This window comes from Methylomonas sp. AM2-LC (assembly GCF_039904985.1).
Lineage (GTDB): Bacteria > Pseudomonadota > Gammaproteobacteria > Methylococcales > Methylomonadaceae > Methylomonas.
Genome location: NZ_CP157005.1, coordinates 198,860 through 223,104 on the forward strand (window position 1 = coordinate 198,860; position 24,245 = coordinate 223,104).

General features: G+C 40.6%; 23 protein-coding genes. 13 read left to right on the forward strand and 10 right to left on the reverse strand.

All coding sequences use genetic code 11. The features are described from left to right. Positions 1–348 precede the first annotated feature (348 nt). The 7 genes from ABH008_RS00930 (at position 349) to fdxA (ending at position 8,265) form a co-directional block, all read left to right on the forward strand. The gene (locus ABH008_RS00930) at positions 349–1,758 is read left to right on the forward strand and encodes a cytochrome C (protein ID WP_347987998.1); all 1,410 of its coding nucleotides are present in this window, start codon (positions 349–351) and stop codon (positions 1,756–1,758) included. A 104-nt stretch (positions 1,759–1,862) separates the two neighbouring features. Next, positions 1,863–2,594: a hypothetical protein gene (locus ABH008_RS00935; RefSeq protein ID WP_347987999.1), complete on the forward strand. Its 732-nt coding sequence runs from the start codon at positions 1,863–1,865 to the stop codon at positions 2,592–2,594. Positions 2,595–2,704: 110 nt separating this feature from the next. Beyond that, complete coding sequence (locus tag ABH008_RS00940; RefSeq protein ID WP_347988000.1) at positions 2,705–4,324, forward strand: methyl-accepting chemotaxis protein; 1,620 nt, start codon at positions 2,705–2,707, stop codon at positions 4,322–4,324. 156 nt (positions 4,325–4,480) lie between these two features. Beyond that, complete coding sequence (locus ABH008_RS00945) at positions 4,481–4,825, forward strand: DUF2069 domain-containing protein (protein ID WP_347988001.1); 345 nt, start codon at positions 4,481–4,483, stop codon at positions 4,823–4,825. An 11-nt stretch (positions 4,826–4,836) separates the two neighbouring features. After that, entirely contained in the window at positions 4,837–5,529 is a 693-nt protein-coding gene (gene hda, locus ABH008_RS00950) for a DnaA regulatory inactivator Hda (protein WP_347988002.1), read from the forward strand. Positions 5,530–5,699: 170 nt separating this feature from the next. After that, positions 5,700–7,784 (forward strand): elongation factor G, encoded by a 2,085-nt coding sequence (gene fusA / locus ABH008_RS00955; RefSeq protein WP_347988003.1) that lies wholly within the window; start codon positions 5,700–5,702, stop codon positions 7,782–7,784. A 157-nt stretch (positions 7,785–7,941) separates the two neighbouring features. Further along, positions 7,942–8,265 (forward strand): ferredoxin FdxA, encoded by a 324-nt coding sequence (gene fdxA / locus ABH008_RS00960; RefSeq protein ID WP_347988004.1) that lies wholly within the window; start codon positions 7,942–7,944, stop codon positions 8,263–8,265. Between the two features lie 40 nt (positions 8,266–8,305). Here fdxA and ABH008_RS00965 read toward each other — a convergent pair whose 3' ends face one another. Beyond that, complete coding sequence (locus tag ABH008_RS00965; RefSeq protein WP_347988005.1) at positions 8,306–9,901, reverse strand: protein adenylyltransferase SelO; 1,596 nt, start codon at positions 9,899–9,901, stop codon at positions 8,306–8,308. Between the two features lie 100 nt (positions 9,902–10,001). Between ABH008_RS00965 and bamE the strand changes: the two genes are divergently transcribed. Next, positions 10,002–10,334, forward strand: a complete 333-nt coding sequence (bamE, locus tag ABH008_RS00970) for an outer membrane protein assembly factor BamE (protein WP_347988006.1) — start codon at positions 10,002–10,004, stop codon at positions 10,332–10,334. A gap of 5 nt (positions 10,335–10,339) precedes the next feature. Here the strand turns inward: bamE and ABH008_RS00975 are convergent, their stop codons facing one another. The 4 genes from ABH008_RS00975 to ABH008_RS00990 form a co-directional block, all read right to left on the reverse strand. Continuing rightward, the gene (locus ABH008_RS00975) at positions 10,340–12,271 is read right to left on the reverse strand and encodes a dynamin family protein (RefSeq protein WP_347988007.1); all 1,932 of its coding nucleotides are present in this window, start codon (positions 12,269–12,271) and stop codon (positions 10,340–10,342) included. 379 nt (positions 12,272–12,650) lie between these two features. Next, on the reverse strand, positions 12,651–13,301 hold the full coding sequence (gene pyrE / locus ABH008_RS00980) for an orotate phosphoribosyltransferase (RefSeq protein WP_347988008.1): 651 nt from the start codon (positions 13,299–13,301) through the stop codon (positions 12,651–12,653). 48 nt (positions 13,302–13,349) lie between these two features. Beyond that, positions 13,350–14,480, reverse strand: coding sequence for a radical SAM family heme chaperone HemW (gene hemW, locus ABH008_RS00985; RefSeq protein ID WP_347988009.1), 1,131 nt, complete (start codon positions 14,478–14,480; stop codon positions 13,350–13,352). A gap of 11 nt (positions 14,481–14,491) precedes the next feature. Then, the gene (locus ABH008_RS00990; protein WP_347988010.1) at positions 14,492–14,932 is read right to left on the reverse strand and encodes a VOC family protein; all 441 of its coding nucleotides are present in this window, start codon (positions 14,930–14,932) and stop codon (positions 14,492–14,494) included. A 154-nt stretch (positions 14,933–15,086) separates the two neighbouring features. On the opposite strand from ABH008_RS00990, the gene nadC reads away from it, so the two are divergent. Further along, on the forward strand, positions 15,087–15,917 hold the full coding sequence (gene nadC, locus ABH008_RS00995) for a carboxylating nicotinate-nucleotide diphosphorylase (protein ID WP_347988011.1): 831 nt from the start codon (positions 15,087–15,089) through the stop codon (positions 15,915–15,917). 8 nt (positions 15,918–15,925) lie between these two features. Here nadC and ABH008_RS01000 read toward each other — a convergent pair whose 3' ends face one another. Continuing rightward, a complete protein-coding gene (locus ABH008_RS01000; RefSeq protein ID WP_347988012.1) occupies positions 15,926–16,438 on the reverse strand; it encodes a hypothetical protein in 513 nt (170 codons plus the stop codon). A 245-nt stretch (positions 16,439–16,683) separates the two neighbouring features. Here ABH008_RS01000 and ABH008_RS01005 point away from each other — a divergent pair, with 245 nt between their 5' ends. Further along, positions 16,684–17,286 (forward strand): peroxiredoxin C, encoded by a 603-nt coding sequence (locus tag ABH008_RS01005; protein ID WP_347988013.1) that lies wholly within the window; start codon positions 16,684–16,686, stop codon positions 17,284–17,286. Between the two features lie 75 nt (positions 17,287–17,361). On the opposite strand, the gene ABH008_RS01010 is transcribed toward ABH008_RS01005, so the two are convergent. Genes ABH008_RS01010 through rluD form a run of 3 tightly spaced genes read right to left on the reverse strand, consistent with a single transcriptional unit; the run spans position 17,362 to position 19,860 of the window. Continuing rightward, a complete protein-coding gene (locus ABH008_RS01010; protein WP_347988014.1) occupies positions 17,362–18,201 on the reverse strand; it encodes a ZIP family metal transporter in 840 nt (279 codons plus the stop codon). Beyond that, a complete protein-coding gene (gene pgeF, locus ABH008_RS01015) occupies positions 18,198–18,929 on the reverse strand; it encodes a peptidoglycan editing factor PgeF (RefSeq protein ID WP_347988015.1) in 732 nt (243 codons plus the stop codon). The genes ABH008_RS01010 and pgeF overlap by 4 nt, the downstream gene beginning before the upstream one ends. Then, positions 18,916–19,860 carry a 23S rRNA pseudouridine(1911/1915/1917) synthase RluD gene (rluD, locus tag ABH008_RS01020; RefSeq protein ID WP_347988016.1) on the reverse strand — a complete coding sequence of 315 codons (945 nt, stop codon included), beginning with the start codon at positions 19,858–19,860 and terminating at the stop codon, positions 18,916–18,918. Before rluD ends, pgeF begins: the two co-directional genes overlap by 14 nt. Before the next feature lie 82 nt (positions 19,861–19,942). Here rluD and ABH008_RS01025 point away from each other — a divergent pair, with 82 nt between their 5' ends. The 3 genes from ABH008_RS01025 (at position 19,943) to ABH008_RS01035 (ending at position 22,747) form a co-directional block, all read left to right on the forward strand. Next, positions 19,943–20,797 carry an outer membrane protein assembly factor BamD gene (locus tag ABH008_RS01025; protein ID WP_347988017.1) on the forward strand — a complete coding sequence of 285 codons (855 nt, stop codon included), beginning with the start codon at positions 19,943–19,945 and terminating at the stop codon, positions 20,795–20,797. A gap of 83 nt (positions 20,798–20,880) precedes the next feature. Then, positions 20,881–22,077 carry a hypothetical protein gene (locus tag ABH008_RS01030; RefSeq protein WP_347988018.1) on the forward strand — a complete coding sequence of 399 codons (1,197 nt, stop codon included), beginning with the start codon at positions 20,881–20,883 and terminating at the stop codon, positions 22,075–22,077. A gap of 115 nt (positions 22,078–22,192) precedes the next feature. Further along, a complete protein-coding gene (locus ABH008_RS01035) occupies positions 22,193–22,747 on the forward strand; it encodes a DUF2058 domain-containing protein (RefSeq protein WP_347988019.1) in 555 nt (184 codons plus the stop codon). Positions 22,748–22,809: 62 nt separating this feature from the next. Here the strand turns inward: ABH008_RS01035 and ABH008_RS01040 are convergent, their stop codons facing one another. Then, positions 22,810–24,222 (reverse strand): undecaprenyl-phosphate glucose phosphotransferase, encoded by a 1,413-nt coding sequence (locus ABH008_RS01040; RefSeq protein ID WP_347988020.1) that lies wholly within the window; start codon positions 24,220–24,222, stop codon positions 22,810–22,812. Positions 24,223–24,245: the final 23 nt, after the last annotated feature.

Here is a 24,245-nt window from a genome sequence, read left to right on the forward strand (position 1 = left end):
TTAATTTAACCGAGAAAATTTATGCATTGTCAAAACCCTTCCAAATATGACATCTACAAAGCAATTGGTTATATCGCAGTTTTACTGATTTTAGCCGTGCCTTTTTCATTTCTTGGCTTACGATTACTTAATTTTGCGTTAGGCAATCTGCCCATTTAGTAACCTAATAAAACTAAATTTCAAATATCACATGTTGTTGTTTTTACTTTTATAACTATAGAAATCGACACATAACAAAGCAGAGTGATTAGACTTTTAAATCACTTAATCTTTAAAAATCTCTATTAATCAAACTGACTTGCCGATAAATAATTGCGCAGGTAGTGCAATCTAACCAATGTACTTCTTATGAATATTTTACAAAGATCAAAATCGCTTAATAAAAGACAGCTATTAATAGTTTGTGAACTTGTTTTTTTTATAAGTATTTCCAATACTGCGTTTGCACTACCCAGTTTTACCCGTCAAACAGGCATGGCATGCATTAGCTGTCATACGCAGGCATTTGGGCCCAATTTAACCCCCTTGGGTAGGCAATTTAAGTTGAATGCTTATTCCTCTGGTGGAGGTGATTCATTTTTAAGTCGCTTTGGAGGTACGATTCAAGGTTCTTTAACCAACACGAAGAGGAATGACGATAAATTCATCAATCCAGATAATCCAAATTTCGATGCCAATTTCAAAAATCGGGGCTACAACAGCAATAACAACCTAGCACTCGATCAGGCATCAGTCTTTTTTGGCGGTAAAGTACTCCAACAAATGGGAGCATTTGTCCAGTTTAGCTATGATGGGATATATAACCGATTATCACTGGACAACACAGATATTCGGTTAAGCTCTGAATCTGATGTGTTAGATAAAAACCTGATTTACGGCATCTCTTTTAATAACAACCCAACGGTTCAAGATTTATGGAATACCACTCCAGCATGGGGATTTCCATATGTAGGCTCATCTCTGGCTAACACTCCCGCGGTAGGACCCATTATTGGCGCTTTGGGTCAACAAGTGGGCGGTGCAACATTGTATAGTATGATTGATGACTTGGTTTTTCTTGAAGCAGGTGCTTACACTAGCTTTGCCAAATACGCGCAAAAAGGCCTGGGTGAATGGGATAACGGTGCAGTTAAAATTGATGGAGGCGCTCCCTATTGGCGAATTGCGTTGCAAAAAGATTGGCACGGGCATTATTTTTCACTGGGTCACTTTGGTTTTAGGGCAAACATTCAACCTAATGTAAATATTGCGGGTACCGACCGTTACACCGATTTAGGCATGGATTTTAACTATCAATATCTAGCCAATCCATTGCATATATACGAAGTTAAGGCTAGCTATATTCGTGAACAGCAAGAATTATTGGCTACGGCAAATCAAGGCGGAGCAACACATCCCCAACAGCAAATAGGATTTCTGGGCTTAAATGGCTCTTATACTTATGATCAAACCTATAGTTTTGCGGCTGGCTTTAATCATTTATCTGGAAGTACCGATACCACTCTCTACGCATCGCCAACCAACAAACCCAATTCTGAATATTTTACATTCGAACTCGACTATGTTCCGTTCGGCAAAACAGCTTCAGCCGGGATCGAATCTTATTTAAATATTCGCTTTGCTTTGCAGTATGTAGCCTACACCCGATTTAACGGCTCAAGCAAAAACTATACGAATGTACAACCCGGTGACACAGGCATGCCTCGAAACGCTAGCGACAACAACACCCTGTATTTAAATACTTGGCTGATTTTTTAAACTTTGACGGATTAAGGTAACCGTAAACGCAGGTAACAAAATCTGTTGGCTGGTATCACTAGCAGATACTTTCCGGTATTTTATCTATGCTATCAATGACGACTATGAACAAACACTGCACGCGCTTTAGCGACATATCTACCAGCGAAAAAATATTGAATACCGTATTTTTGTTAACCATAACTCTGGGTTATATTGTCGCTTTAATGAACACTTATTACTCCCATCAGGGTCGTGATGGTAAACGTGGCCTGTCGATTGACGATATTGCCATCATGTACCATGGCTCTTACAACCAAAGCCGATTAGAAACAGCAATTAACGGTATTATGGAACCCAATTTGAAATTTAAAACTGATAAAGAAATTATCAGCAAATGGATACATAAGGGCGCTGAAGAAACGACTTACCAAACAGAGATTGCACCAATATTGAATCGGGATTGTGCGATTTGCCATACACCTACGATTAACGCGTCACTTCCGGATTTATCCAATTATAAAGGTGTCAAAGAAGTCACACATTCTGGCGGAGCGCCTTTGCCTAGCCTAGTGAGGGTGTCTCACATCCATTTATTTGGTATTGCTTTTATTCTATATTTTATAGGTAGAATTTTTCTACTCTGTGACATTAATATCTACGTTAAACGCGTGGCGGTCGTTATACCCTTTATTGCAATGTTATTAGATGTACTATCCTGGTTCATCACCAAAGCGCTTCCCGAGTTTGCCTATGTTGTTGTTATTAGTGGTACATTGATGGGCTTGTCGATGGGAATGCAAATCATTATAAGCATTTATCAAATGTGGTTGCCTGTACCGCAAAAACTATCCTAGTTCAAAAAATGTAAATATATATCAATATATTCCAATACATTGAATTTTATTATCTATAATTATGCTATCAATAGAATAATTGAGGATTAGAGGTGATAATGTTTGGAAAGATGAAAATTTCAAGCTTGTTGGCATGGACTCTAGGTGCCATTATCCTGCTGAATATAATTATGGTAAGCATGTCTCAATTAATGAGCAGTAAAGTAATTGCTGGAACAGAAGTGATTGCCAAGAATGTCTACCCCACCAGTATACATGCCAATAATGTACGCACTAATGTGTTAAAAAACTGGAGTAATACTCTTTTACTCCAAGAAACGACCAATTTAGCCGAAATTAATGCCATCAATGATGAAATTTCCGCCAATAGCAAAAGTATTACAGATAGCTTTGATCAATTACAAAAACTGGTAACGAGTGTCAATGAAAAAGAGTTATTAGCACAGGCACTGGCTGCACGTAAAGTTTATACTGAGCATAGGCAGTTATATATACAAAAAATTAAAACCGGCTATGTAGACGACGCCAAGCATTATCTAGTTAGTACTTTGCATCAAGATATACGTGAATATACTGCATTAATAGGCAAACTTGAGCAATTTCAATCTACCGAAATGGATAAAAACATTGCAATTATCATAGCGGACTCATCAAATCTTAAGTTTGCTAATTTATTGCTTGGTTTGATTGTCATTATATTTTCTGCGGGTACTGCTGTGTTTCTAGTACGCATAATATATGAAAAATTGGGCGGCGAAATAAATTATGTAACAAATGTAGCACGTGATATTGCATCAGGAAATCTTCAGACAGAGATACCTCTAAAAGCTAACGATACTACCAGCTTAATGGCTTCTATTGTGGCAATGCGCAGTAATCTTCGGCAAATTTTTAGCGAAATTGAAAACAATGCCCATATGGCTAGTGAAGCAGCAAAACGTTTAGTGCAAACGGCACAAGAAGTTGCTCATGCCTCTCATATACAACGCGATGCTACCACTACTACTGCTGCGGCAGTAGAAGAAATGAATTTAAGTATTGCAGAAGTTTCAAAAAGTGCGCAAACCGCTCAAAATATTAGCAGCGAGACTGAAACCATTTCCGAAAATGGAAGTCAAGTTATCCACAAGGCGGCTTCAAGTATGAACAACATTGTACGTTCTGTAGAAGATTCCGCTCAGGTGATTGGGGTGTTGGAACAACACTCTAAGGAAGTTTCCACAGTCGTCAACGTCATTAAAGCTATTGCTGAGCAAACAAATCTACTGGCATTAAATGCCGCAATCGAAGCCGCTCGGGCCGGGGAGCAAGGTCGTGGCTTTGCTGTAGTGGCAGATGAAGTGCGTAGTTTAGCGGAACGTACTCGATCTTCTACATTGGAAATTACCGCAACCATCGAAAAAATTCAGGCTGGAACCAAGAACGCTGTTACTTGCATGAAAACAGGCGTTGAACAGGTCAGTTCAGGCTCGGTATTGGCTTACCAAGCAGGGGAAGCTATTAATGATATCAAATCCAGTACAGGTAAAGTCGTTGAGCGGATAAATCAAATTTCAGTCGCTATTAGAGAGCAAAGCAAAACCTGTAGCGAAATTGCTCAAAATGTGGAACGTATTGCGGAAATGACCGGTGAAAACAGTATAGCTGTAGACAAAACATCTGAATCAGCAAAGCAATTAGAAGTTATCGCAGCGTCTCTGGAACGCAGCATTGCCTATTTTAGAATTTAAGTTAAAAAGGACTAGTAACATGAGTCTTTTTACTGGTTTAGATCGTTAAAATAGCAAAAGTTAGACTGTGTACACTGGTTTTTGATACCTTATGTTTTAAAATTGTCGGCTAGCCAACAATCCTTTTGTTCAACACAGCTTTAGACGACATTTACTATGCAACGCATTTACTACTATTACGCAGGACTGGTGGGTTTTTTTGGTTTATTTTTTCTACAACTTGCCTGGCATACTTTGCTATTTCCAGTGAGCGGATTTCCGACTGCCTTGTTAATTATAATGACTATCGGTCCACTGTTGCTGCCCTTTAGAGGTTTTTTAAACTGCCAGCTCAAAAGTTGTACGTGGATGACGTATCTAAGTTTACCGTATTTTGCCCATGCTATAGCTGAAGCATACGTTAGTGAGCCTGAGCGGCCTTATGCTCTACTGGAACTAACATTTAGCCTGTTGTTGTGTTTTGGGGCAGGCATGTATGTATATAAGGCAGAAAAAATCTGAGTCATTCGTCTATGCAAATCCCCATCGCATTTGAATTCCAAAGTAACCAGACTTTTACCAGTTATTTTCCCGGCAATAATGCAGAAATTATCAATCAATTACATACGTTTGCAGAAAAAGAACAAGAACAGCAAATTTATCTCTGGGGTGACTCTGGAAGTGGCAAGAGCCATTTGCTGCATGCTTGTTGCCAATTAGCAAAATCATTAGGTAAAGACCCCTTTTATCTTTGTTTTAATCAAGATAATCTTCCCTCACCAGCTATTTTGGAAGGCCTTGAAAACATGGAAATCGTCGCTCTGGATAATTTACAACATATTGCCGAAAATGCCGTTTGGCAACTATCATTATTCAATTTTTATAACAACCATCGGCAAAATAATGGTCGCTTGTTACTCACCGCTGACTGTCCGCCCAAATTTTTACCGTTTAGCCTATTGGATCTTAAAACGCGGATGGGATGGGGGCTTACCTTGAAAATTCAGTCCTTGCGCGATGATCAGCTAATTGAAGCTTTAACCTATAAAGCACATGATTTAGGTTTTGATATCCCTCCCGGCGTGGGAAAGTTTCTACTCAATCATTATGTGCATGATTTGTCAGCTTTGTGGGTATTACTTGAAAAAATTGATCGCGCCACCTTGGTAGCAAAACGTAAACTAACCATCCCTTTTTTGAAGCAAATTCTGGAAGAACAGGCTTAGAAGGCTACAAATCACCCAATTACAACCCCATTCCATACTGTAAAAAAATTGACATTCTGTTTTTTTTGAATTTTCGGTTAGAATGGTGAGATTTCATTGACACTGTCATTGAGGAAACCCTGGCAAGGTGCCAAGGGTTAATAAAGTTTTCATTCATTTAGAGTATAACCATGACTGATCTATCGCTATACAGAAATATCGGTATCTTCGCACACGTAGATGCCGGTAAAACAACCACGACCGAACGGATTTTAAAATTGACCGGAAAAATCCATAAAATCGGTGAAGTACATGACGGTGCAGCGACAACAGACTTCATGGAGCAAGAGCAAGAACGCGGTATTACCATTCAGTCTGCCGCAACATCTTGCGAATGGAATGGTCACCGTTTAAATATTATTGATACTCCGGGTCACGTTGACTTTACTATCGAAGTTTATCGTTCACTGAAAGTATTGGATGGTGGTATCGGTGTATTCTGTGGTTCTGGTGGTGTTGAACCCCAATCAGAAACCAACTGGCGCTATGCCAACGACTCTGAAGTTTCCAGGATCATTTACATCAATAAACTTGACCGTTTAGGCGCTGACTTCTATCGCGTGGTTAAACAGGTAGAAGATGTATTAGGTGCACGCCCTTTAGTGATGACACTCCCTATTGGTACTGAAGAAAATTTTGTGGGTGTAGTTGATTTGCTGACCCGCAAAGCTTGGGTTTGGGATGATTCAGGGGATCCATTGAAATACACTATTCAAGAGCCACCTGCAGAAATGGCAGATCTTATTGAAGAATGGCGTGAAAAACTGATTGAAACTGCTGTTGAGCAGGATGATGATGCCATGGAAAAATATCTGGAAGGTATTGAACCCGACATGGAGACCGTTAATCGCTGCATCCGCACTGGTACCCGTGAACTGGCATTTTTCCCTACCTATGGCGGCTCTTCTTTCAAAAACAAAGGTGTGCAGTTGGTATTGAATGCTGTTGTTGATTATTTGCCTGATCCTACCGAAGTTAAACCACAACCTGAAGTGGATCTGGAAGGTAACCCAACCGGTACTTTTGCGATTGTCGATGCAAGCAAACCTTTACGCGCCTTGGCATTTAAAATCATGGACGACCGTTTTGGTGCTCTTACCTTCTTACGTATATACTCAGGAAGACTGGAAAAAGGAACTACGGTTTTAAATACCTTTACCGGAAAAACCGAACGTATTGGTCGTATCGTTGAAATGCACGCTAACTCACGTGAAGAGCGCGATTCTGCCCAAGCAGGTGATATCGTGGCAGTTATCGGTATGAAAAACGTACAAACGGGTCATACTTTATGTGATCCAGACAAGCCAGCAACATTGGAACCAATGGTATTCCCTGATCCAGTTATTTCTATTGCTATTTCGCCTAAAGATAAGGGCAGTAACGAAAAAATGGGTATAGCACTGGGTAAGATGATTCAGGAAGATCCATCTTTCCGCGTTGAAACCGACCAAGAAAGCGGCGAAGTCATCATCAAAGGGATGGGCGAATTACATCTTGACATTAAAGTTGATATTTTAAGACGTACTCATGGTGTGGATGTAAACGTAGGTAAACCTCAAGTTGCTTATCGGGAAACGATTACACAACGCATTGAAGACAGTTATACCCATAAAAAACAATCAGGTGGTTCTGGACAGTACGCCAAAATCGATTACATCATCGAACCAGGTGAAGTGGGTAGCGGCTTTGTATTTGAATCTACCGTTACTGGTGGTAACGTACCTAGAGAATACTGGCCAGCTGTGGAAAAAGGTTTCAAAGCAAGTATCGATAAAGGTGTTTTGGCGGGCTTCCCATTGTTAGACTTCAAAGTCAATCTGACCGATGGTTCATTCCATGCTGTTGACTCGTCCTCTATTGCTTTCGAAATTGCCGCACGCGCTGCCTATCGTCAATCCATTCCTAAAGCGAGTCCACAACTGTTGGAACCGATTATGAAAGTTGATGTATTCACACCAGATAGTCATGTGGGTGATGTTATTGGCGACCTTAACCGTCGTCGCGGTATGATCAAATCACAAGATCCAGGTGTAACAGGGGTTCGAATTAAAGCCGATGTTCCGCTTAGCGATATGTTTGGTTATATTGGTGATTTACGTACCATGACTTCGGGTCGTGGTCAGTTCTCAATGGAGTTTTCTCACTATACACCTTGCCCTCGCAACGTAGCAGAAGAAGTCATCAAAGAAGTTAAAGAACGTAACAAAGATAAATAATCATTATATTGGGTGGTAACTGAAGACTGATTTCGGTCTTCAGTCCAAATCACTTTTACATTATTTATCTACCTGCTGTCTTTACAACAGGTCTTTTAAACCATAAAGTTTCCGTACGGCGGAAACTTGTTCATTATCATTACCTTGGAAGAACATTATGGCTTTTGTCATCACCGAAAACTGCATCAAATGCAAATTCACCGATTGCGTTGACGTCTGTCCTGTCGACTGCTTTCATGAAGGACCTAATTTTCTGGTTATCGATCCTGATGAATGTATCGATTGCACACTTTGTGAACCAGAATGCCCTGCTAACGCAATTTATGCTGAAGATGAAGTGCCTGAAGGGCAAGAACAATTCATCGCGTTGAATGCAGAATTGTCAAAATTATGGCCCGTTATCACTGAAGTGAAAGACGCTTCACCCGATGCCGACGAATGGAACGGCAAAACTGGGAAGCTTAGTTATTTAGAACGATAAAATCTGATGGCTGAACGCGCTGAACGCGTTCAGCCATTAATCATGAACTACAGGATAACATTGAACAACCCGCTCGTTGTTTAGCCCAATCGGGTCGTTTGGCAGTAAAACGTGATTTACCTGGCTGCTCAGTGTACGGCTGACGTAGCACGTCTAACAATTCTTCCACCAAAGCAAAATCTCCCTGTTCAGCCTGATCAATGGCTTCTTGAGCGAGATAATTTCGTAATACATAACAAGGGTTAACACTTTGCATTTGCGTAATACGATCTTGATCATTGATGGTATTTTTCCGCAACCGCTGTAAATAGTCATTAAACCATGCTTCGGCTAATATCGTACTCTCGTGATCTAGCGCTTTATAACTAACCTGTTCAATAAAAAGGTAAAACTCACTTAGCGTCGAATTGACATTCAAATTGGCTAAACCTCGATAAAACAAGGTCATGTCAACTTCTGCTATCTGTAACAATTTAAATAAATCTGTCAACAAACTCTCATCACTGTCTGGATTAAACGTCTCTAATCCCAACTTAACGGCTTGCATAGTTTGCCAACCTTTTTCAAATCGTGAGAAGTAATGACTTACCGCCTGCTGTAGAGGTTCTGCGCGTTTAATCAATGGGTAAATAGCATTGGCCAGCTGCACCAAATTCCAATAGGCGATTTGTGGCTGATTTCCATAGCGATAACGACGACCCTGTGCATCTGTAGTGTTTGGTGTCCAATCAGGATCATAATTTTCTAACCATCCATAGGGACCATAATCAATGGTCAGCCCCAGTATCGACATATTGTCTGTATTCATTACACCATGTACAAATCCTACGCGTTGCCAATGAATAATCATATCGGCCGTTTTTTCACAAACCTCTGTGAACCATTGCAAATAAATCGCTGGGGTTGGAGATCCTAGATGGGGAAAATCATGTGCTATAGTGTAATCTACCAGTTTTTTTAAGGTACCCAAATCATCACGGGAGGTGAAAATTTGAAAACTGCCAAATCGAGTAAAAGAAGGTGCAACTCGGCAAACCACTGCACCCTGCTCCCATTGCGGATTACCATCGTAAAACATATCGCGTCTAACCTGTTTTCCGGTTAGAATGACGCTTAACGCACGGGTAGTGGGTACTCCCAAGTAATACATTGCTTCACTGCATAAAAATTCGCGAATAGATGAACGTAACACAGCCAGTCCGTCTGCACTGCGTGAATAAGGTGTCAGACCGGCACCTTTTAATTGTAAAGTCAGATATTCGCCTTGACGCGTAACAGCTTCTCCAAGATTAATGACCCGACCATCACCCAACTGTCCTGCCCAATGTCCAAATTGATGCCCTCCATAACAACAGGCATAAGGGTCCATTCCTTCAGCTAAACTATTGCCAACAAATATTTGACTGAAAGCTATAGATTGACAGACGTCTGCAGATAAATCCAGTTGTGCGGCCATATCTGGAGAATAGGCCACTAAGGTAGGCTCTGCTACTTGAGTAGGGATTACGCGAGAATAACAGGCTTGGTAAACTTGTCGGCGATAATTGTCAGTTTCAGCATCAGCAGGAAGTTCACGCACAAAACGATTATCAAATTTTAAGTTGTCTAATGTATATCTGTTTGCTTGGGTAGACATAATATTTTGGCTAAAATGAGCTCAGATTACGGATTTCTGCAACAAAACACCCCTCTGTAGGGGCATCACACCTTTAATTTTTATCAAACAGGGATTACTTATGAAAACCCATAGCTTACTGACTGGAAAATTTAACTTATTATTGCTTATTTGCAGTATTACTGCCACACAATTGACAGGCTGCTTTACGGTGGGACAAGAATTCGCGGCCAGCCGGGTTTCCGAAATCAAAATTGGTCAAACCCGGAAACAGGACATTAACGATCTCTTTGGTACACCCTGGCGCACTGGCTTAGAAGATGGACACACCACCTGGACGTACGGCATATACAAGTATTCCATATTTGGAAATAACGATACACAGGATTTATTACTTCGTTTTGACCCTCAAGGTCTGGTGCGCTCTTATACGTTTAGTACAACACGTAAATAAAAAGCTTAATTAATTTTGACTTCAAAATGCATGGCTTTGATGATACCAACCAATTGCTGGCGCTGAAGTTTTATCGGTGCCAGCTCTGCTTCAAGCTGAGCGATACTGACGGCAACCATATCTTTTGACTGATTGATTTTTTTAAGCATCTGCAACCGACCTTCGATTTGAATTTTATGATCTTTAATCTGATGAATAAGTGGATTTAGTACGCTATTGCTCCAAATTGCAGAATCTCTGTAAGCTTGTTGCAAAATATATCTGGCTTTATAAATCAGGGTGGTATAAAGCTTATTGATGACGACACTTTGCTCAGTCATGGTGGTTCTGGCGCTATTTCGAAATGCATCACCCTCTGCAAAAATCTGTTCTAATTCGAATTGATAATATTTAATTGAAAATAACTCTGGTTCAATTTCATTAAAACCATAATCATCACGAAATTTTTTATGAATAGCCTTTACCAAACGACGCGTTTCATCTGTAATATCTAAAGAATCTTGCAGCAGATCTCGCAACTCATCAAATAATTTACGGATACTCTGTTTTAAACCAAAGGTGGTTAAACTTTTGTCCATTTCCACCCGGGTTCTCTTGATAATTTCGTCAATTTTTTCATTCGCGAAACTATTGATCAGCATTCTGGCTTGTACAGCAAACACTTTACGACTGGCTTGAAAATTTTCCACATTTAGCAAATAGGTACTTTGATGTTCACGGGTTTCCGCCATCAATTTCTCTGTCATTTCTTGATTATTGAAATCAATCTGCTTAAATTCTTTTAATTGTTTTTCTGCATTAACAATTTTAGTTTCCATCAACTTCAAAGATTCACTAACCATATACCCAATTTCTTTGCGTACCCCCGCTGTCAGGATGTTACGACGTTGATCGAGTATATCTTTGGATAGGTAGTTTTCTAACTTTTGCAAACGGCTTTTTTCAAGCAAATCAGCATCATTTCTGATTTTTGCCAATAATCCTTGTTTTGCAGATACCGCAAAGATAAAATTCTGGTCGATATTTAAAATAGATGCAGTGGATTGAATTTGATTTTGAATGGCAGCATCGCAGTTGTGATTTTCAGCCAAATCATCCCACATGGAATCGATTTTGTTCATCACTACAGCCAAACCTTGACGCTGTTGACCACTAGCATTGCAAACATGGGAATTCCACATTTCCAGATCCGACTTCGTCACTCCCGTGTCTGCAGCCAGTACAAAAATAATAGCCTGGGCACTGGGTAATATATTTAAAGTTAGCTCTGGTTCACAGCCTAATGCATTTAAACCTGGAGTATCAAGTATGCATAAACCTTCCTTCAATAACGGGTGTGGAAAACTAATTAAAGCATGACGCCAACAGGGTATTTCCACATATTCAGGATTAATATTACCTTGTTCGGCAGCTTCTCGCTCATTCCATAAACCTAGTTTATACGCCTTATCTTTACTAACCTGCTTGGTTGCAATCAGTGATTTAAAGGCTTCCTGCATCTGTGTGGGCGAGTCACAATCCAAATCAATTTGTGTCCAGCAATCAAGCTGACTTTTATAATTTAATAAGGAAGTATCTTCAAGACGAGTTTCAATGTCGAGCAAACGAATATAACTGCCACCTTTTTGATCCCAAAATAACTCGGTGGGTGACATCGTGGTGCGTCCGGGCGAAGACGGCAAAAGTCGCACGCCGGTTTCTGCAAAAAAAAGTGCATTGATTAATTCTGTTTTACCACGGGAGAACTCAGCAACAAACGCCAATGTTACTCGATCAGCACGCAGACTTTGTAAAATACTCAGTATAGTATCGTTACTTTGTTCATCATTGAATTTATTATATCGACGCCATTCCCTATACAATTCAATTGATTGTATTAACTTATCCCGCCAATGTGAATAGTCTAGCAACTCTTCTTTAAATTCCAGATTTCTCATAGTAAACCTACTCTGCTGACTAACTCATATAAGCACATAATGATCACAAATTTTAAACAAGACCAATCGTATAGCCTGATTTGGCAATCAGTCGCTATAGTGACATTTGCATTAAAGACTTGCATGGATTAATTATCCTAGAAACAGCAGTTGAACGTACCCGAGGGTGCCGTTTTCAGTTTGTCTGGCAAGGCGCGATACACCACATGGCCGCATTCTAAAAGGAATTGCAACGCAGTTAGATGAGCTGAAAACGGTATCGTCGGCTGTGTAGCGGTCTCACCATTTAGGTGAGTACGATTAATGACTAAATTCATTGATTCTAATAACTTTAATTAGTTAACGAAGCGGTCAACTGCTGTTTCTAGGATTAGAGATATCAGGAATTGGTATTAATACCATATTCTTGACGATAATCATTAATAATAGCTAATTTTTCAAAGTTTGAGACATCTTGCCGAATAAATTCAATAATATCTTCTAAAGATATAATCGATAAAACGGGAATGCCAAATTGCGCAGAGACTTCCTGAACTGCTGAACGCGCAGAGTGACCTTTTTCCTGACGATCCAAAGCAATCAATACCCCTGCTACCGTTGCGCCTGCAGCATTAATAATCTCTACTGATTCACGCACAGAGGTACCCGCAGTTATCACATCATCCAGTATCAAAACTTTACCATATAATGCTGAACCCACTATAACACCACCCTCACCATGATCTTTCGCTTCTTTACGGTTAAAAGCAAACGGAATATCTGTTTTCTTACGTGAATAGGCAATAGCGGTTGTACTGACCAAGGGAATGCCTTTATAGGCAGGTCCATAAAGAACATCGACTTCCAAACCTGAATTAATTAAGGCTTCCGCATAAAACTGCCCAAGCATATCCAGTTGAGCCCCCGTTTTAAACAAACCTGTGTTGAAAAAATAAGGGCTAGTGCGTCCAGATTTTAATTGGAATTCGCCAAATTTAAGCACGCCACAATTCAAGGCATATTGGATAAATTGTTGTTGATATGCAAGCATAGTGAATTTTAATATAGGTATTTGATGATTGATTATACCCTGCTTAGGTTAAGGACAGAACTTTTCGAGAATCACATCAAGAAAATCCCAGCCTTTAGCGGAACAACGAAAGCGTTGCTGATGTTCTACCAATAAACTTTGCTTTAAACATTGCGTTAATGTGGGTTCCAGACTTTTCCTGTCTAAACCGGTGACTCGCTGATAGTCATCCAGACTAAAACCGTTACTCAAGCGCAGGGCGTTCATTAAAAACTCCAAAGGCAATTGCGCAACTTCAATAACAGTACGCTGATCAACACAGGCTTGTTTTAAATACTGCTCAGGATTTTTAGGTTTAGCTGTTCGTATAATATGGGTTGGTAAAGTTTGACTAATTTTTCCATGTGCTCCAGCTCCAATGCCCAGGTAGTCACCAAATTGCCAATAATTTTTATTATGTTGACACTGATAACCCGGTAAAGCATACGCGGAAACTTCATACTGCTGATAACCATTTTCTGCCAATTGTTGCTGACAGGCTTTTTGTGCACTGAATATATCTTCATCATCGGGTAATAACGGAGGATACTTGTAAAAATAAGTATTGGGCTCCAATGTCAATTGGTAAAAAGAGATATGCGTTGGTTTTAAAGCGATTGCGGTTTGAATATCATGCATGGCGTCAGCAAGGGTTTGCCCCGGTAAACCAAACATGAAATCCAGATTAAAATTTTCAAATCCGGCAGCACGTGCAATTTCCACCGCCCGAATAGCCTCTTTAGCATTATGAATACGGCCTAAATCTTTCAAATACTGGTCGTTAAATGTTTGGACGCCAATAGATAGCCGGTTAATACCTATTGACCGAAATTCGTGAAATTTGGCACTTTCAAAACTACCAGGATTAGCTTCCATTGTGATCTCACAATCATCCGCCAAAGTTACACATTGTTTGATTTCAGACAGTAAGCGTCCAATTTCTGTCGCCGAAAATAAACTAGGCGTACCACCCCCCATAAAAATACTGATTATTTGGGGTTGGGTCACCAGCAAACTAAGTTCACGCTGTAAATCAGCCAGTAAAGCGTCAACATATTGCGCCTCTGGTATAGCCGATTTTGTTTCATGCGAATTAAAATCGCAGTAGGGGCATTTGCGAATACACCAGGGAAAATGAATATACAAGCTAAGTGGCGACAAAGCTTTCTCGCTTACCACACACCCACACTAGGCATAGATGCCCAAGGCTCCTGAATAGGCAAAGGGCTACCTTTTTGCAATAGTTCTATGGATATTTGATCAGGAGAACGAATAAAAGCCATCCAACCATCACGTGGAGGCCGAAGTATGCTCACGCCTTGCTCTAGGAGGTCTTGACAAAAATCGTAAATATTATCCACTTCAAAGGCCAAATGTCCGAAATTTCGTCCGCCAGTATAGTCCTCTGTATCCCAGTTATAGGTAAGTTCCAACAAGGGCGCATCCATGTTTTTTGCCGCCACAAAATCAAAAGATGCGGATAAATAAACCAGCGTAAAACGCCCCGCTTCACTTTCCAACCGTCTTACTTCCACTAAACCCAACTTTTGACAGTAAAAATCTAATGATTCTTCCAGGTTTTTAACCCGAATCATGGTATGCAGGTAACGCATAATTATACTCACCGATTTAAATAAATCACTATGGAAAACGGATTTTAAGTTAAATCCAATTTTCATATCGAAGTATTTTGTCAGTACCAAGATTTTAAATTAATCAGTATTTCAACTTATAATAACCCTCATTATATTCTAGCAAAACTGATTTATGTACCCAACCAGCACTGAGATAGCCGCATTTCTTAACGAAGATATAGGTAGTGGCGACTTAACTGCAACTATTATTCCAATCAATACTAAGGCGACCGCCAACGTAATAACACGACAGGATATTGTTCTTTGTGGACAAACTTGGTTCGAAGCTGTGTTTAAACATTTAAGTACAGACGTATCGATTGAGTGGTTTTGTAAAGACGGCGATTTTGTAAAAGCTAACACCATACTTTGTAAGTTAAATGGGCCCGCCCGCAGCCTGCTAAGCGGCGAACGTACGGCATTAAACTTATTGCAAACGCTTTCTGCGACAGCAACATCCGCGCGCTTATACGCAAATGCCGTTGCAGGTACGGACTGTAAGGTACTCGATACACGCAAAACCATTCCTGGCTTACGCCAAGCCCAAAAATATGCGGTAAGGTGTGGTGGCTGTTTTAATCATCGCATCGGCTTATTTGATGCCATTTTAATTAAAGAAAATCATATCATTGCGGCTGGCTCAATATCTCAAGCCGTATTGTCTGCCAGACAGTGCAGTCAGGCAATGGTGGAAGTTGAAGTGGAAAACCTGGATGAATTTGCACTAGCCTTGGCTGCAAAGCCTGACCGCATCATGCTGGATAATTTTTCAATTGCCGATATCGTAACAGCCGTAAATAACAATTGCGGCAAAGCGGAGTTGGAAGCTTCAGGAAATATAACTTTAGACAATATACGTGAGTATGCGCGAACAGGTGTAGATTTCATTTCTATAGGCGCATTGACCAAACATTTAACTGCGGCCGACCTGTCAATGCGTATTGAACTAAGGTCGACCGAATAAAATAGTGCTTAACTAACTGCGTCTAACCTTTCGTTTTCATAAAGGCGCAGTTTTTTCCAATTTGCAAATTTGGTATCATCGAACTCTGCGTCATGATCAATTGCATGTTCATAACAACTACGGAAAAGGCGCGCTGTACGGAAAGCATGTAGCTCATCATCAGCAGTAACAATTTGTACATTACCAACCTGAAAAGTTTTGTTACGTGATTTACCGTCTTTAACCCAGAATACTGTATAGCATAAATAGCTTTTATCTTTACGATGGTCAAACTTAATGGTTCTAGACACACCAGTAACACCGGTAGTGGTCTTATTTTTAGGTGGTTTCAAAAAGCGGGTTTTGCTCCCTTTTAGCACAACCAGCATTTGATCCCGCCAAGTAATTGCGGCTTTTAGAGATTTTGTTTTACTTCCCCACAGCTTATGGGAAAAATAGCGGCTGCTTTCTTTGCCGCGACGAACAATACGCACTTGAAATCCAAAGGCATCAGGTTCGGTTACATGTTTAACTTTTGTCATACATCATCATCAAAAGAAATTAACATTAGAAAAACTCGTGCATTGATTTATTGATCTAATTAACGAGCCACCAGTGTAAGTTACGGATTACAAATTAACGCGAATTTGTCAGTTGCGCAAGTAGTATTTTCATAGTTTATTAATTAGCTCACAAGAAATTTAGTGTAGAATAGCTATCGGCCTTTTAACCGAGGCATAAAGAATATTATAACCCTTTGTTTTTGAAAAAAATTAGGAGAAAATTGATGAGCGTTTTAGTTGGCAAACAAGCACCTGATTTCACAGTACCTGCAGTTTTAGCTGATGGTGAGATAGTTGATTCTTACAGTTTTTCCGCTGCAACTAGCGGTAAATACGCGGTTATTTTCTTTTATCCGCTAGACTTTACCTTTGTCTGCCCCAGCGAATTAATCGCTTTTGACCATCGCATCGATGAATTCAAAAGTCGTGGCGTAGAAGTGGTTGGCGTTTCCATTGATTCACACTTCACTCATAATGCTTGGCGTAACACACCTATCAATGCAGGAGGCATTGGGCCAGTTCGTTATACTCTGGCAGCAGATATTAAACACACTATCGCAAAAGATTACGATGTAGAATCTGAGGGCGGCGTCGCTTATCGTGGCAGCTTTCTGATTGATAAATCCGGCAAAGTCCGCCACCAGGTAGTAAATGACCTACCCTTAGGTCGTAATATAGACGAAATGTTGCGTATGATTGACGCGTTACAATTCCATGAACAACATGGCGAAGTTTGCCCAGCAGGATGGAATAAAGGCGATGCAGGCATGAACGCTAACCCTAAAGGTGTAGCCGAATACCTGACAAAAAACGCAGACAAATTATAAGCGTTAACGTTAAAAAAGGCGCGTTGCATCGGCAATGCGCCTTTTTTATGCCTGACTATCAATCTGGTCAGAAATTTATCCAGTCACTCCATGCGCAATCGTTTGCATTAACAATATTAATCCTACGCCAGCCAATATAAATCCGATCTGTTGTAACGATGTTTTGAGATCCGTTTTTTGGTGTAACGAGGGTATCAGATCCGCTACCGCAATATAAATAAAACTGGAAGCCGCCAAAGTCAGAAAATAAGGCAATAATGTATGCAAATCACCCAAACTGAAATAGGCCAACACTCCCCCCAATACTGTTGCCAAGCTTGATAAAATATTGTAGATAAGTGCCTTTCTCCGGCTATAACCACTATGTAACAAAATTGCAAAATCCCCTACTTCTTGTGGAATTTCGTGGGCAGCTACCGCCAGACTCGTCACAATACCCAGCTGTACATCAGTCATAAATGCTGCAGCAATCAGTACACCATCAACAAAATTGTGAATACTATCGCCCAAAATAATAAAAGTACCCGCCGGACGATGATTTTGCTGAACAGCTTGACTGGTGTGACCATGCCCATGAAAGGCATGATCAGCATGCGCTTCTTCGCCATGCGCTTCACACGCATGTGAATGACAATGCCGCCAAATCAATAATTTTTCCAATCCAAAAAACAGCAGGATACCAATCAATAGCGTACTGGATAATACCGATATTTCGGAACTAGCAACCTCTTCAAAAGCATGTGGAATCAAACCGCAAAAAGCACCTGTTAATAATGCACCAATCGCAAAACTAATTCCATGCGGCAATACACGTTGCCGTTGTTGTTCTGGTAACAATAAAAATACACTAGCCGCTAACACACTAAGAACGCCACCGATAGCGGTAAAAATAATAATATAAAACAATAAACTCAAGACTTTGAACTCCAGATCAAACTCGCCATGCGACCGGTAACAGCGCCATCTCGACGGTATGAATAGAATCGAGCGGCATCTGTAACCGTACACAAACCGCCACCGTAAATTTGTTTGACTCCCAAATGGTTAAGTTGAATTCGCGCCAATTGATAAATATCTGCCAACCATTTACCAGACGAAATTGCCTGAAAAGCTGTTTTATAAACAGCACTGTCATCAACAAAAGCATTATAAACAGCTTCGCCTACTTCAAAATGCCGAGGTCCAATGGCAGGACCAAGCCATGCAAGAACCGATTGGCAATTCATTTGTTTAAAAGTTTCAGAAAGGATTCCAGCTTGTAACCCTCGCCATCCAGCATGGGCAGCAGCAACCACCCGCCCCCCATCACCACAAAAAAGTACGGGTAAACAATCAGCAGTGAGTATTGCACACACCACGCCAGGCTGATCAGTATAACTAGCATCTGCACATTCCAAGCCATTAACAGTATCAGCTTTAATCACCCGCACGCCATGCACTTGCTGTAACCAAACTGGTTCACTTGGCAATTGCAACATTTCCTTGATAATTTCTCGATTACGATTTACATGGTCTGAATAATCATTAACGTGCGTAGCTGGATTTAATGTCGAAAACGCACCAACACTGACGCCACCAGACCTGAGGGTCACAGCAGCATGGATATGGGCTGGTAGAGGCCAATCAGGTTTAATCCAGTTCATTTTCGGCCAGCACATTTAGCAAATGCTGCATATCGTCTGGCAATGCTTGTTCCCATTCGCAATATTCACCCGTTTCAGGATGCTCCAAGCCCAATTTGACTGCATGCAAGGCCTGCCGCTTGAAACTACGTAAAGCATCAGCAAGGGCAGGATTACAATCAGCTGGCATTTGAAAGCGCCCGCCATAGACCTGATCACCCACCAACGGATAATTGATATGGGTCATGTGTACACGAATTTGATGAGTGCGCCCTGTTTCCAGCTTAACGCGAATCAATGTATGGCGTTTAAAACGCCTTTCCAATCGATAATGAGTAACCGCTTCCTTACCATCTCGTCTTACCGCATTACGCTTACGATCAACTGGGTGACGCCCAATGGGTTCATCAACGCTGCCCCCAGCCGTCATCCAGCCTTTAACCAGCGCTAGATATTCGCGGGTTATACTCCTGTCCTGCAATTGCCCAACTAGACTATTATGGGCCTGTAGAGTTTTGGCAACCATTAATAACCCAGTTGTATCTTTATCAATACGATGCACAATACCCGCACGAGGAAGAGTATTTAGCTCAGGATCGTGATTAAGCAAAGCATTGACTAAAGTGCCATTCCAATTGCCAACTGCTGGATGTACTACTAAACCAGCGGGTTTGTTAATGATTAAAAGTGAGTTATCTTCGTAAATGATGTCCAAAGGAATATCTTCAGCATCATAGTCCAAGACCGCTTCAGCTTCTGCATCTAATTCAATTTCTTCACCACCATCTAGCTTGTCTCTGCCTTTCAAGACCACACCATTCACCTGCACTCGCCCGGCTTTAATCCAGGTTTGCAGCTTACTGCGAGAATAGTCAGAAAACATTTCTGCCAAACATTGATCGAGGCGCATGCCTGCCAGTTCCTCAGGAACCCTTGCCGTTATTATCGTCATAATCGTTTTTAAGTTATACTCCTAACCAAATGCCGCTTTAAGCGCCAAAAAACCAACAATATTACAACGTGTTGTCTATCGTATGCGATTTCTTTTAGTAAAAATTATTTTTCTTGCAAGTTTAATCTTAATTTTATCAGGCTGTGAAACCCTGGGAGGGTTATTTGACAAGGGCTCATCATCCAGTAAAGAAAAAGAAGATGAGTTTGCCAACTGGGATGAAAAAAAATTCCATGACGAAGCAAGAACCGCTTTGGATAAAAAAAGTTACCAGAGAGCCGTTGCTTTATACGAAGCATTAGAAGCTCGTTATCCTTTTGGCGAATATGCTCCGCAAGCACAAATAAATGTGGCTTATGCTTATTACAAAAATGACGATCCAGAAGCGGCCATTGCGGCAGCAGATCGGTTTATTAAAACCCACCCACGCAATCCTAATGTCGATTATGCCTATTATTTGAAAGGCTTGGTGAATTATAATCGTGGGATTGGTTTTATTGATCGTTTCTTACCAACCGACTCATCGCAACGCGATCCGGGAAGCGCCCGCGATTCTTTTGACAATTTTCAGGAGTTAATTCGTCGTTTTCCCAATAGCCAATATGCACCCGATGCAAAACAACGTATGACAGCACTACGAAATAATCTGGGTATGTACGAAATTCATGTTGCTGATTTTTACATGCGCCGCAAAGCTTATGAAGCAGCAATCAATCGTGCAAATTATGTTCTGAAAGAATTTCCGCGCACTCCTGCAATTCCAATTGCATTGCAAATGATGGCAGACGGTTATCGAAAACTGGGTTTAGAAGATATGGCTGCGGATGCTGATCGAGTATTTAAACTCAATTATCCTAACGGAGCACCGATGGGTGATTATAAGGATGAAGGCGTTATTCAAAAAATATGGGATACCATGGGCTTAGATCACCATTAACACTAAAACTCGACCATTCGCTTGAAATAATAGCGTCTAAATCATTAACTTTGATCGTTTGTTTTCGAAAGTGCTTACTATACATGATGCGTCTAGTCTGTCTGTTACTCTGCCTGCCACTGTTAACATACGCTGACAGCAAAGCCGAAACTCTGTTTCAGAACAGATTTTTTTCACTATCGCAAAATACCGATTTATTATGCGCAACCAGCCAACAAGAGTACGCTCCCATTGGCGCATTGGCTGCCATTATCGAATTTTACGAAGCTAATCATCCTGGCTTGCGAAAACAGGCTGTTTTAGTGCTCACCGATCATAATAATCCCGAGCATCTGGCAGATTTAATTGGCTTCCGTCGTGATTGTGCCAACAATCAAGCCGATGATTTATGTGTATTAGAAAAATACTGGGGTGACCGTGATGCAGCCTGGCGAGCATTGGCATTATTTTACGACACCAAAACCATCATTAAACATAGTGATGATTACCAGTTGCCTCGCTTTAAAGCCGATCATTTACGGATTTTCGAAAAAGCCATTCGTAAAATTCCAGCTTTTTTACGAAAATCAATTAGCAAAGCTAAGCCAAATGATCATTTAGCTCAAGAAATTGCTAACAAACCCAGCGCATTACAAGCACTGATTCTTGAAGCGTTTCCCGATGATTACAAAACCAGCATCTGGCAAGATCATACTCACCCACTGACACTGGTTCCTGGTTACGGGTTCCGCAACCAGACAGTAGCACAAGTGTATAGTGGTCAGAATCTAATTATTTTTACAATTAAGGCTTTCGATAAAGGTAAGGAAGGATCGTCTTATCGTGACATTGATCTTGAATATCTGGTTGATTTCCGTTTACCCATTGTAGTGCATGAAATTGCTCATACCATTGATAATTTTCACTTTTGGAACGGTACAGACGATTTATACTTTTTCTATCAATATCGAAAAATTTCTAACGCTGAAGAGACTGAGAAAATTATAGCAGAAGCCAAACTGGCTCTTTGGCCATCTAAATGGTTTGAAGCTTTTGAATATTTATGGGAAGTTAACGAAGGGCGTTACGACGGTAACACACAGGAAAAACTGGCAGAACTGATGGCACAGTATATCCTGATACCGGAGCGCCTTCAGCAAAGCGCACCTGTTGCTTATTTGTGGTTACGTGACGAAGTATTTAAAGGAATTGAATATCAAGGTTATGATCATTGCAATACAGCTCTCACCCGCCCTTTAAAATGGTGGCAAGATGCCACATCTAAAATGCTGGGCCGCTAATCGGGCTAATCCTATTGAGCATTGCTTAAGAAACATACTGCTTTTTTATTCTGGTTGACTAGATTTTGTCGGACTGATGTAAAATTTTTCTATTTTTTAACGGTTATAGATACCCATGAAAAAACCACAAACATTATCTTTACAGGAGCAACTTCTCCAATCTGGCCTGGCTAGTGATGCAAAAGCCAAACAAGTTAAAACTGACAAGCGTAAGCAGTCCAAGCTACAGCGCAGTCAAGGTATTGAAATTGTTGATGAATTAAAGATTAACCTGGAACAAACCCGCTTGCAGCAAGCAGAACGCGACCGAGAACTCAATCTGCTACGCAAACAAACTGAGGAAAAAAAAGCCTTATTGGCACAAATTAAACAAATCGTCACCCTTAATCGTATCGAACAGGATGTCAATGGCGTCCTATACCAATTTAACCATCTGAATAAGGTCAAAACAGTCTATGTCAGCGAAAATGTTCGTTTAGCTTTAATTTCTGGTCGAATTGGAATTATTTGTGTTGATAACCAATATGAAATGGTACCCGCAGAAATCGCGCGTAAAATAGTGTCTCGCGATGCAGAAAGCGTAGTTCTGCTCAATGAAAATAGTCAAGAAGTGCATGCCACGGAAGATCCTTATGCGGCTTATCAAATTCCTGATGATCTAATTTGGTAACTAGCCGTTTTAGTGGCATTTGCCAATTATCTGCATAATGACAGGAACCCACACGGTTTGAATTAATAAACTTGTTTGCCAATAAAACCTTTATATAAAGTCATAAACACAATTTTAACATCCAACCACAAAGACCAATGCCGCAAATATTCTAGATCGTGATGAATACGGGCCTCCATTTTTTCAATCGTATCAGTTTCCCCCCTACATCCATTAATTTGTGCCTGCCCAGTGATACCCGGTTTAACCTTATGACGTAGCATATAGCCTTGAATTTGTTTACGATAATACTCGTTATGCGCAATGGCATGCGGACGTGGTCCCACTACAGACATTGTGCCTTGCAGTACATTTAAAAACTGAGGCAACTCATCCAAAGAAGTGCGTCTTAAAAAACTACCTAAAGGCGTAACCCGGCTATCGTTGGCAGTTGCCTGTTTAATATTATCACCGTTCTCACAGACCGACATAGACCTGAATTTCCAAACTTCGATTTGTTCGCCTTTGATGCCATATCGTCTCTGTTTAAAAATGACGGGGCCTGGCGATGTGGACTTTATCGCTATGGCAATAGCCAACATCGGAAAAAAAATAATGGGCAAAATAATTAAACACAATATTAGATCTTCTATACGTTTTGTTGCCCCGTTCATCGCATTAAATGGCGTATCAAATACACTGACTACTGGGATACCTTGTACATTACTCCATTTCGACTGAATTAAATTAAAGGTAAAAAAATCTGGCACGATGTTTACAGAAACGGTGCTATCCGCCAATTCCTGAATCAACTGATTGATTCTTCTTTCTGCACGCAGAGGTAAAGTGATATAGATGTGGTCTATCTCACCATTTTGAGCCATCGACAACAAGTCTTTAAAATTACCAGCCGTCTGCTGCGATTCGTCAAGCCGGGAGTCCTTACCAAAAGTACGATCATCATAGTATCCGACAAAGGTGTAGCCTAACCAAGGCATATCAGTCAAAGCTGTTTTTAATCTTTGCCCCAGACTATTAGCCCCCAATATAGCGTAGTTACGACTATTTAAACCATGTCGTCTCAAGTAAGCCAATATAGCTCGACGTGTTGAATGAACAAGGATAATTAACAAAGGCACCAATGGCAGCCACAACTCAATTACGGTCCTTGAAAAATGAAAGGTGTCGCTGGATAAATATAATCCCGTAAAGATAAACACAAATGTTGCTAACCATGAAAACAAAATCCGTATTGCCTCATCAAACATGGGCGCACCACGCCAACCATGATAAATCTCCTGATTTTCAGCAAACAGGCTAAAAAGTACAATGCTACTTAAACTAACAAATAAGTACTCTGGAGCTAAGGGAATGTTATAAACCTTTAAAGAAGCTAATAGCGAACCAACAATCAGCAAACTATCAACAGCACGTGTAAGACCCTGCAACTGAGAATGTAAAGGTCTGATCAAGCCTTTTGAACGTATCTGATTCATAACGCAATTGTCCTATTTACCCT

Excerpts from the sequence above, each read along its gene's own strand:
- hda (WP_347988002.1), top strand. The coding sequence starts at position 4,837 with ATGCAAATCCCCATCGCATTTGAATTCCAAAGTAACCAGACTTTTACC.
- ABH008_RS00990 (WP_347988010.1), bottom strand. The coding sequence starts at position 14,932 with ATGCGTTACCTGCATACCATGATTCGGGTTAAAAACCTGGAAGAATCA.
- ABH008_RS00965 (WP_347988005.1), bottom strand. The coding sequence starts at position 9,901 with ATGTCTACCCAAGCAAACAGATATACATTAGACAACTTAAAATTTGAT.
- nadC (WP_347988011.1), top strand. The coding sequence starts at position 15,087 with ATGTACCCAACCAGCACTGAGATAGCCGCATTTCTTAACGAAGATATA.
- ABH008_RS00975 (WP_347988007.1), bottom strand. The coding sequence starts at position 12,271 with ATGAGAAATCTGGAATTTAAAGAAGAGTTGCTAGACTATTCACATTGG.
- fdxA (WP_347988004.1), top strand. The coding sequence starts at position 7,942 with ATGGCTTTTGTCATCACCGAAAACTGCATCAAATGCAAATTCACCGAT.
- ABH008_RS01030 (WP_347988018.1), top strand. The coding sequence starts at position 20,881 with ATGATGCGTCTAGTCTGTCTGTTACTCTGCCTGCCACTGTTAACATAC.
- ABH008_RS01025 (WP_347988017.1), top strand. The coding sequence starts at position 19,943 with ATGCGATTTCTTTTAGTAAAAATTATTTTTCTTGCAAGTTTAATCTTA.
- bamE (WP_347988006.1), top strand. The coding sequence starts at position 10,002 with ATGAAAACCCATAGCTTACTGACTGGAAAATTTAACTTATTATTGCTT.
- ABH008_RS01005 (WP_347988013.1), top strand. The coding sequence starts at position 16,684 with ATGAGCGTTTTAGTTGGCAAACAAGCACCTGATTTCACAGTACCTGCA.
- ABH008_RS01000 (WP_347988012.1), bottom strand. The coding sequence starts at position 16,438 with ATGACAAAAGTTAAACATGTAACCGAACCTGATGCCTTTGGATTTCAA.
- pyrE (WP_347988008.1), bottom strand. The coding sequence starts at position 13,301 with ATGCTTGCATATCAACAACAATTTATCCAATATGCCTTGAATTGTGGC.
- pgeF (WP_347988015.1), bottom strand. The coding sequence starts at position 18,929 with ATGAACTGGATTAAACCTGATTGGCCTCTACCAGCCCATATCCATGCT.
- ABH008_RS00940 (WP_347988000.1), top strand. The coding sequence starts at position 2,705 with ATGAAAATTTCAAGCTTGTTGGCATGGACTCTAGGTGCCATTATCCTG.
- ABH008_RS00945 (WP_347988001.1), top strand. The coding sequence starts at position 4,481 with ATGCAACGCATTTACTACTATTACGCAGGACTGGTGGGTTTTTTTGGT.
- fusA (WP_347988003.1), top strand. The coding sequence starts at position 5,700 with ATGACTGATCTATCGCTATACAGAAATATCGGTATCTTCGCACACGTA.
- ABH008_RS00935 (WP_347987999.1), top strand. The coding sequence starts at position 1,863 with ATGAACAAACACTGCACGCGCTTTAGCGACATATCTACCAGCGAAAAA.
- ABH008_RS01040 (WP_347988020.1), bottom strand. The coding sequence starts at position 24,222 with ATGAATCAGATACGTTCAAAAGGCTTGATCAGACCTTTACATTCTCAG.
- ABH008_RS01035 (WP_347988019.1), top strand. The coding sequence starts at position 22,193 with ATGAAAAAACCACAAACATTATCTTTACAGGAGCAACTTCTCCAATCT.
- rluD (WP_347988016.1), bottom strand. The coding sequence starts at position 19,860 with ATGACGATAATAACGGCAAGGGTTCCTGAGGAACTGGCAGGCATGCGC.
- ABH008_RS00930 (WP_347987998.1), top strand. The coding sequence starts at position 349 with ATGAATATTTTACAAAGATCAAAATCGCTTAATAAAAGACAGCTATTA.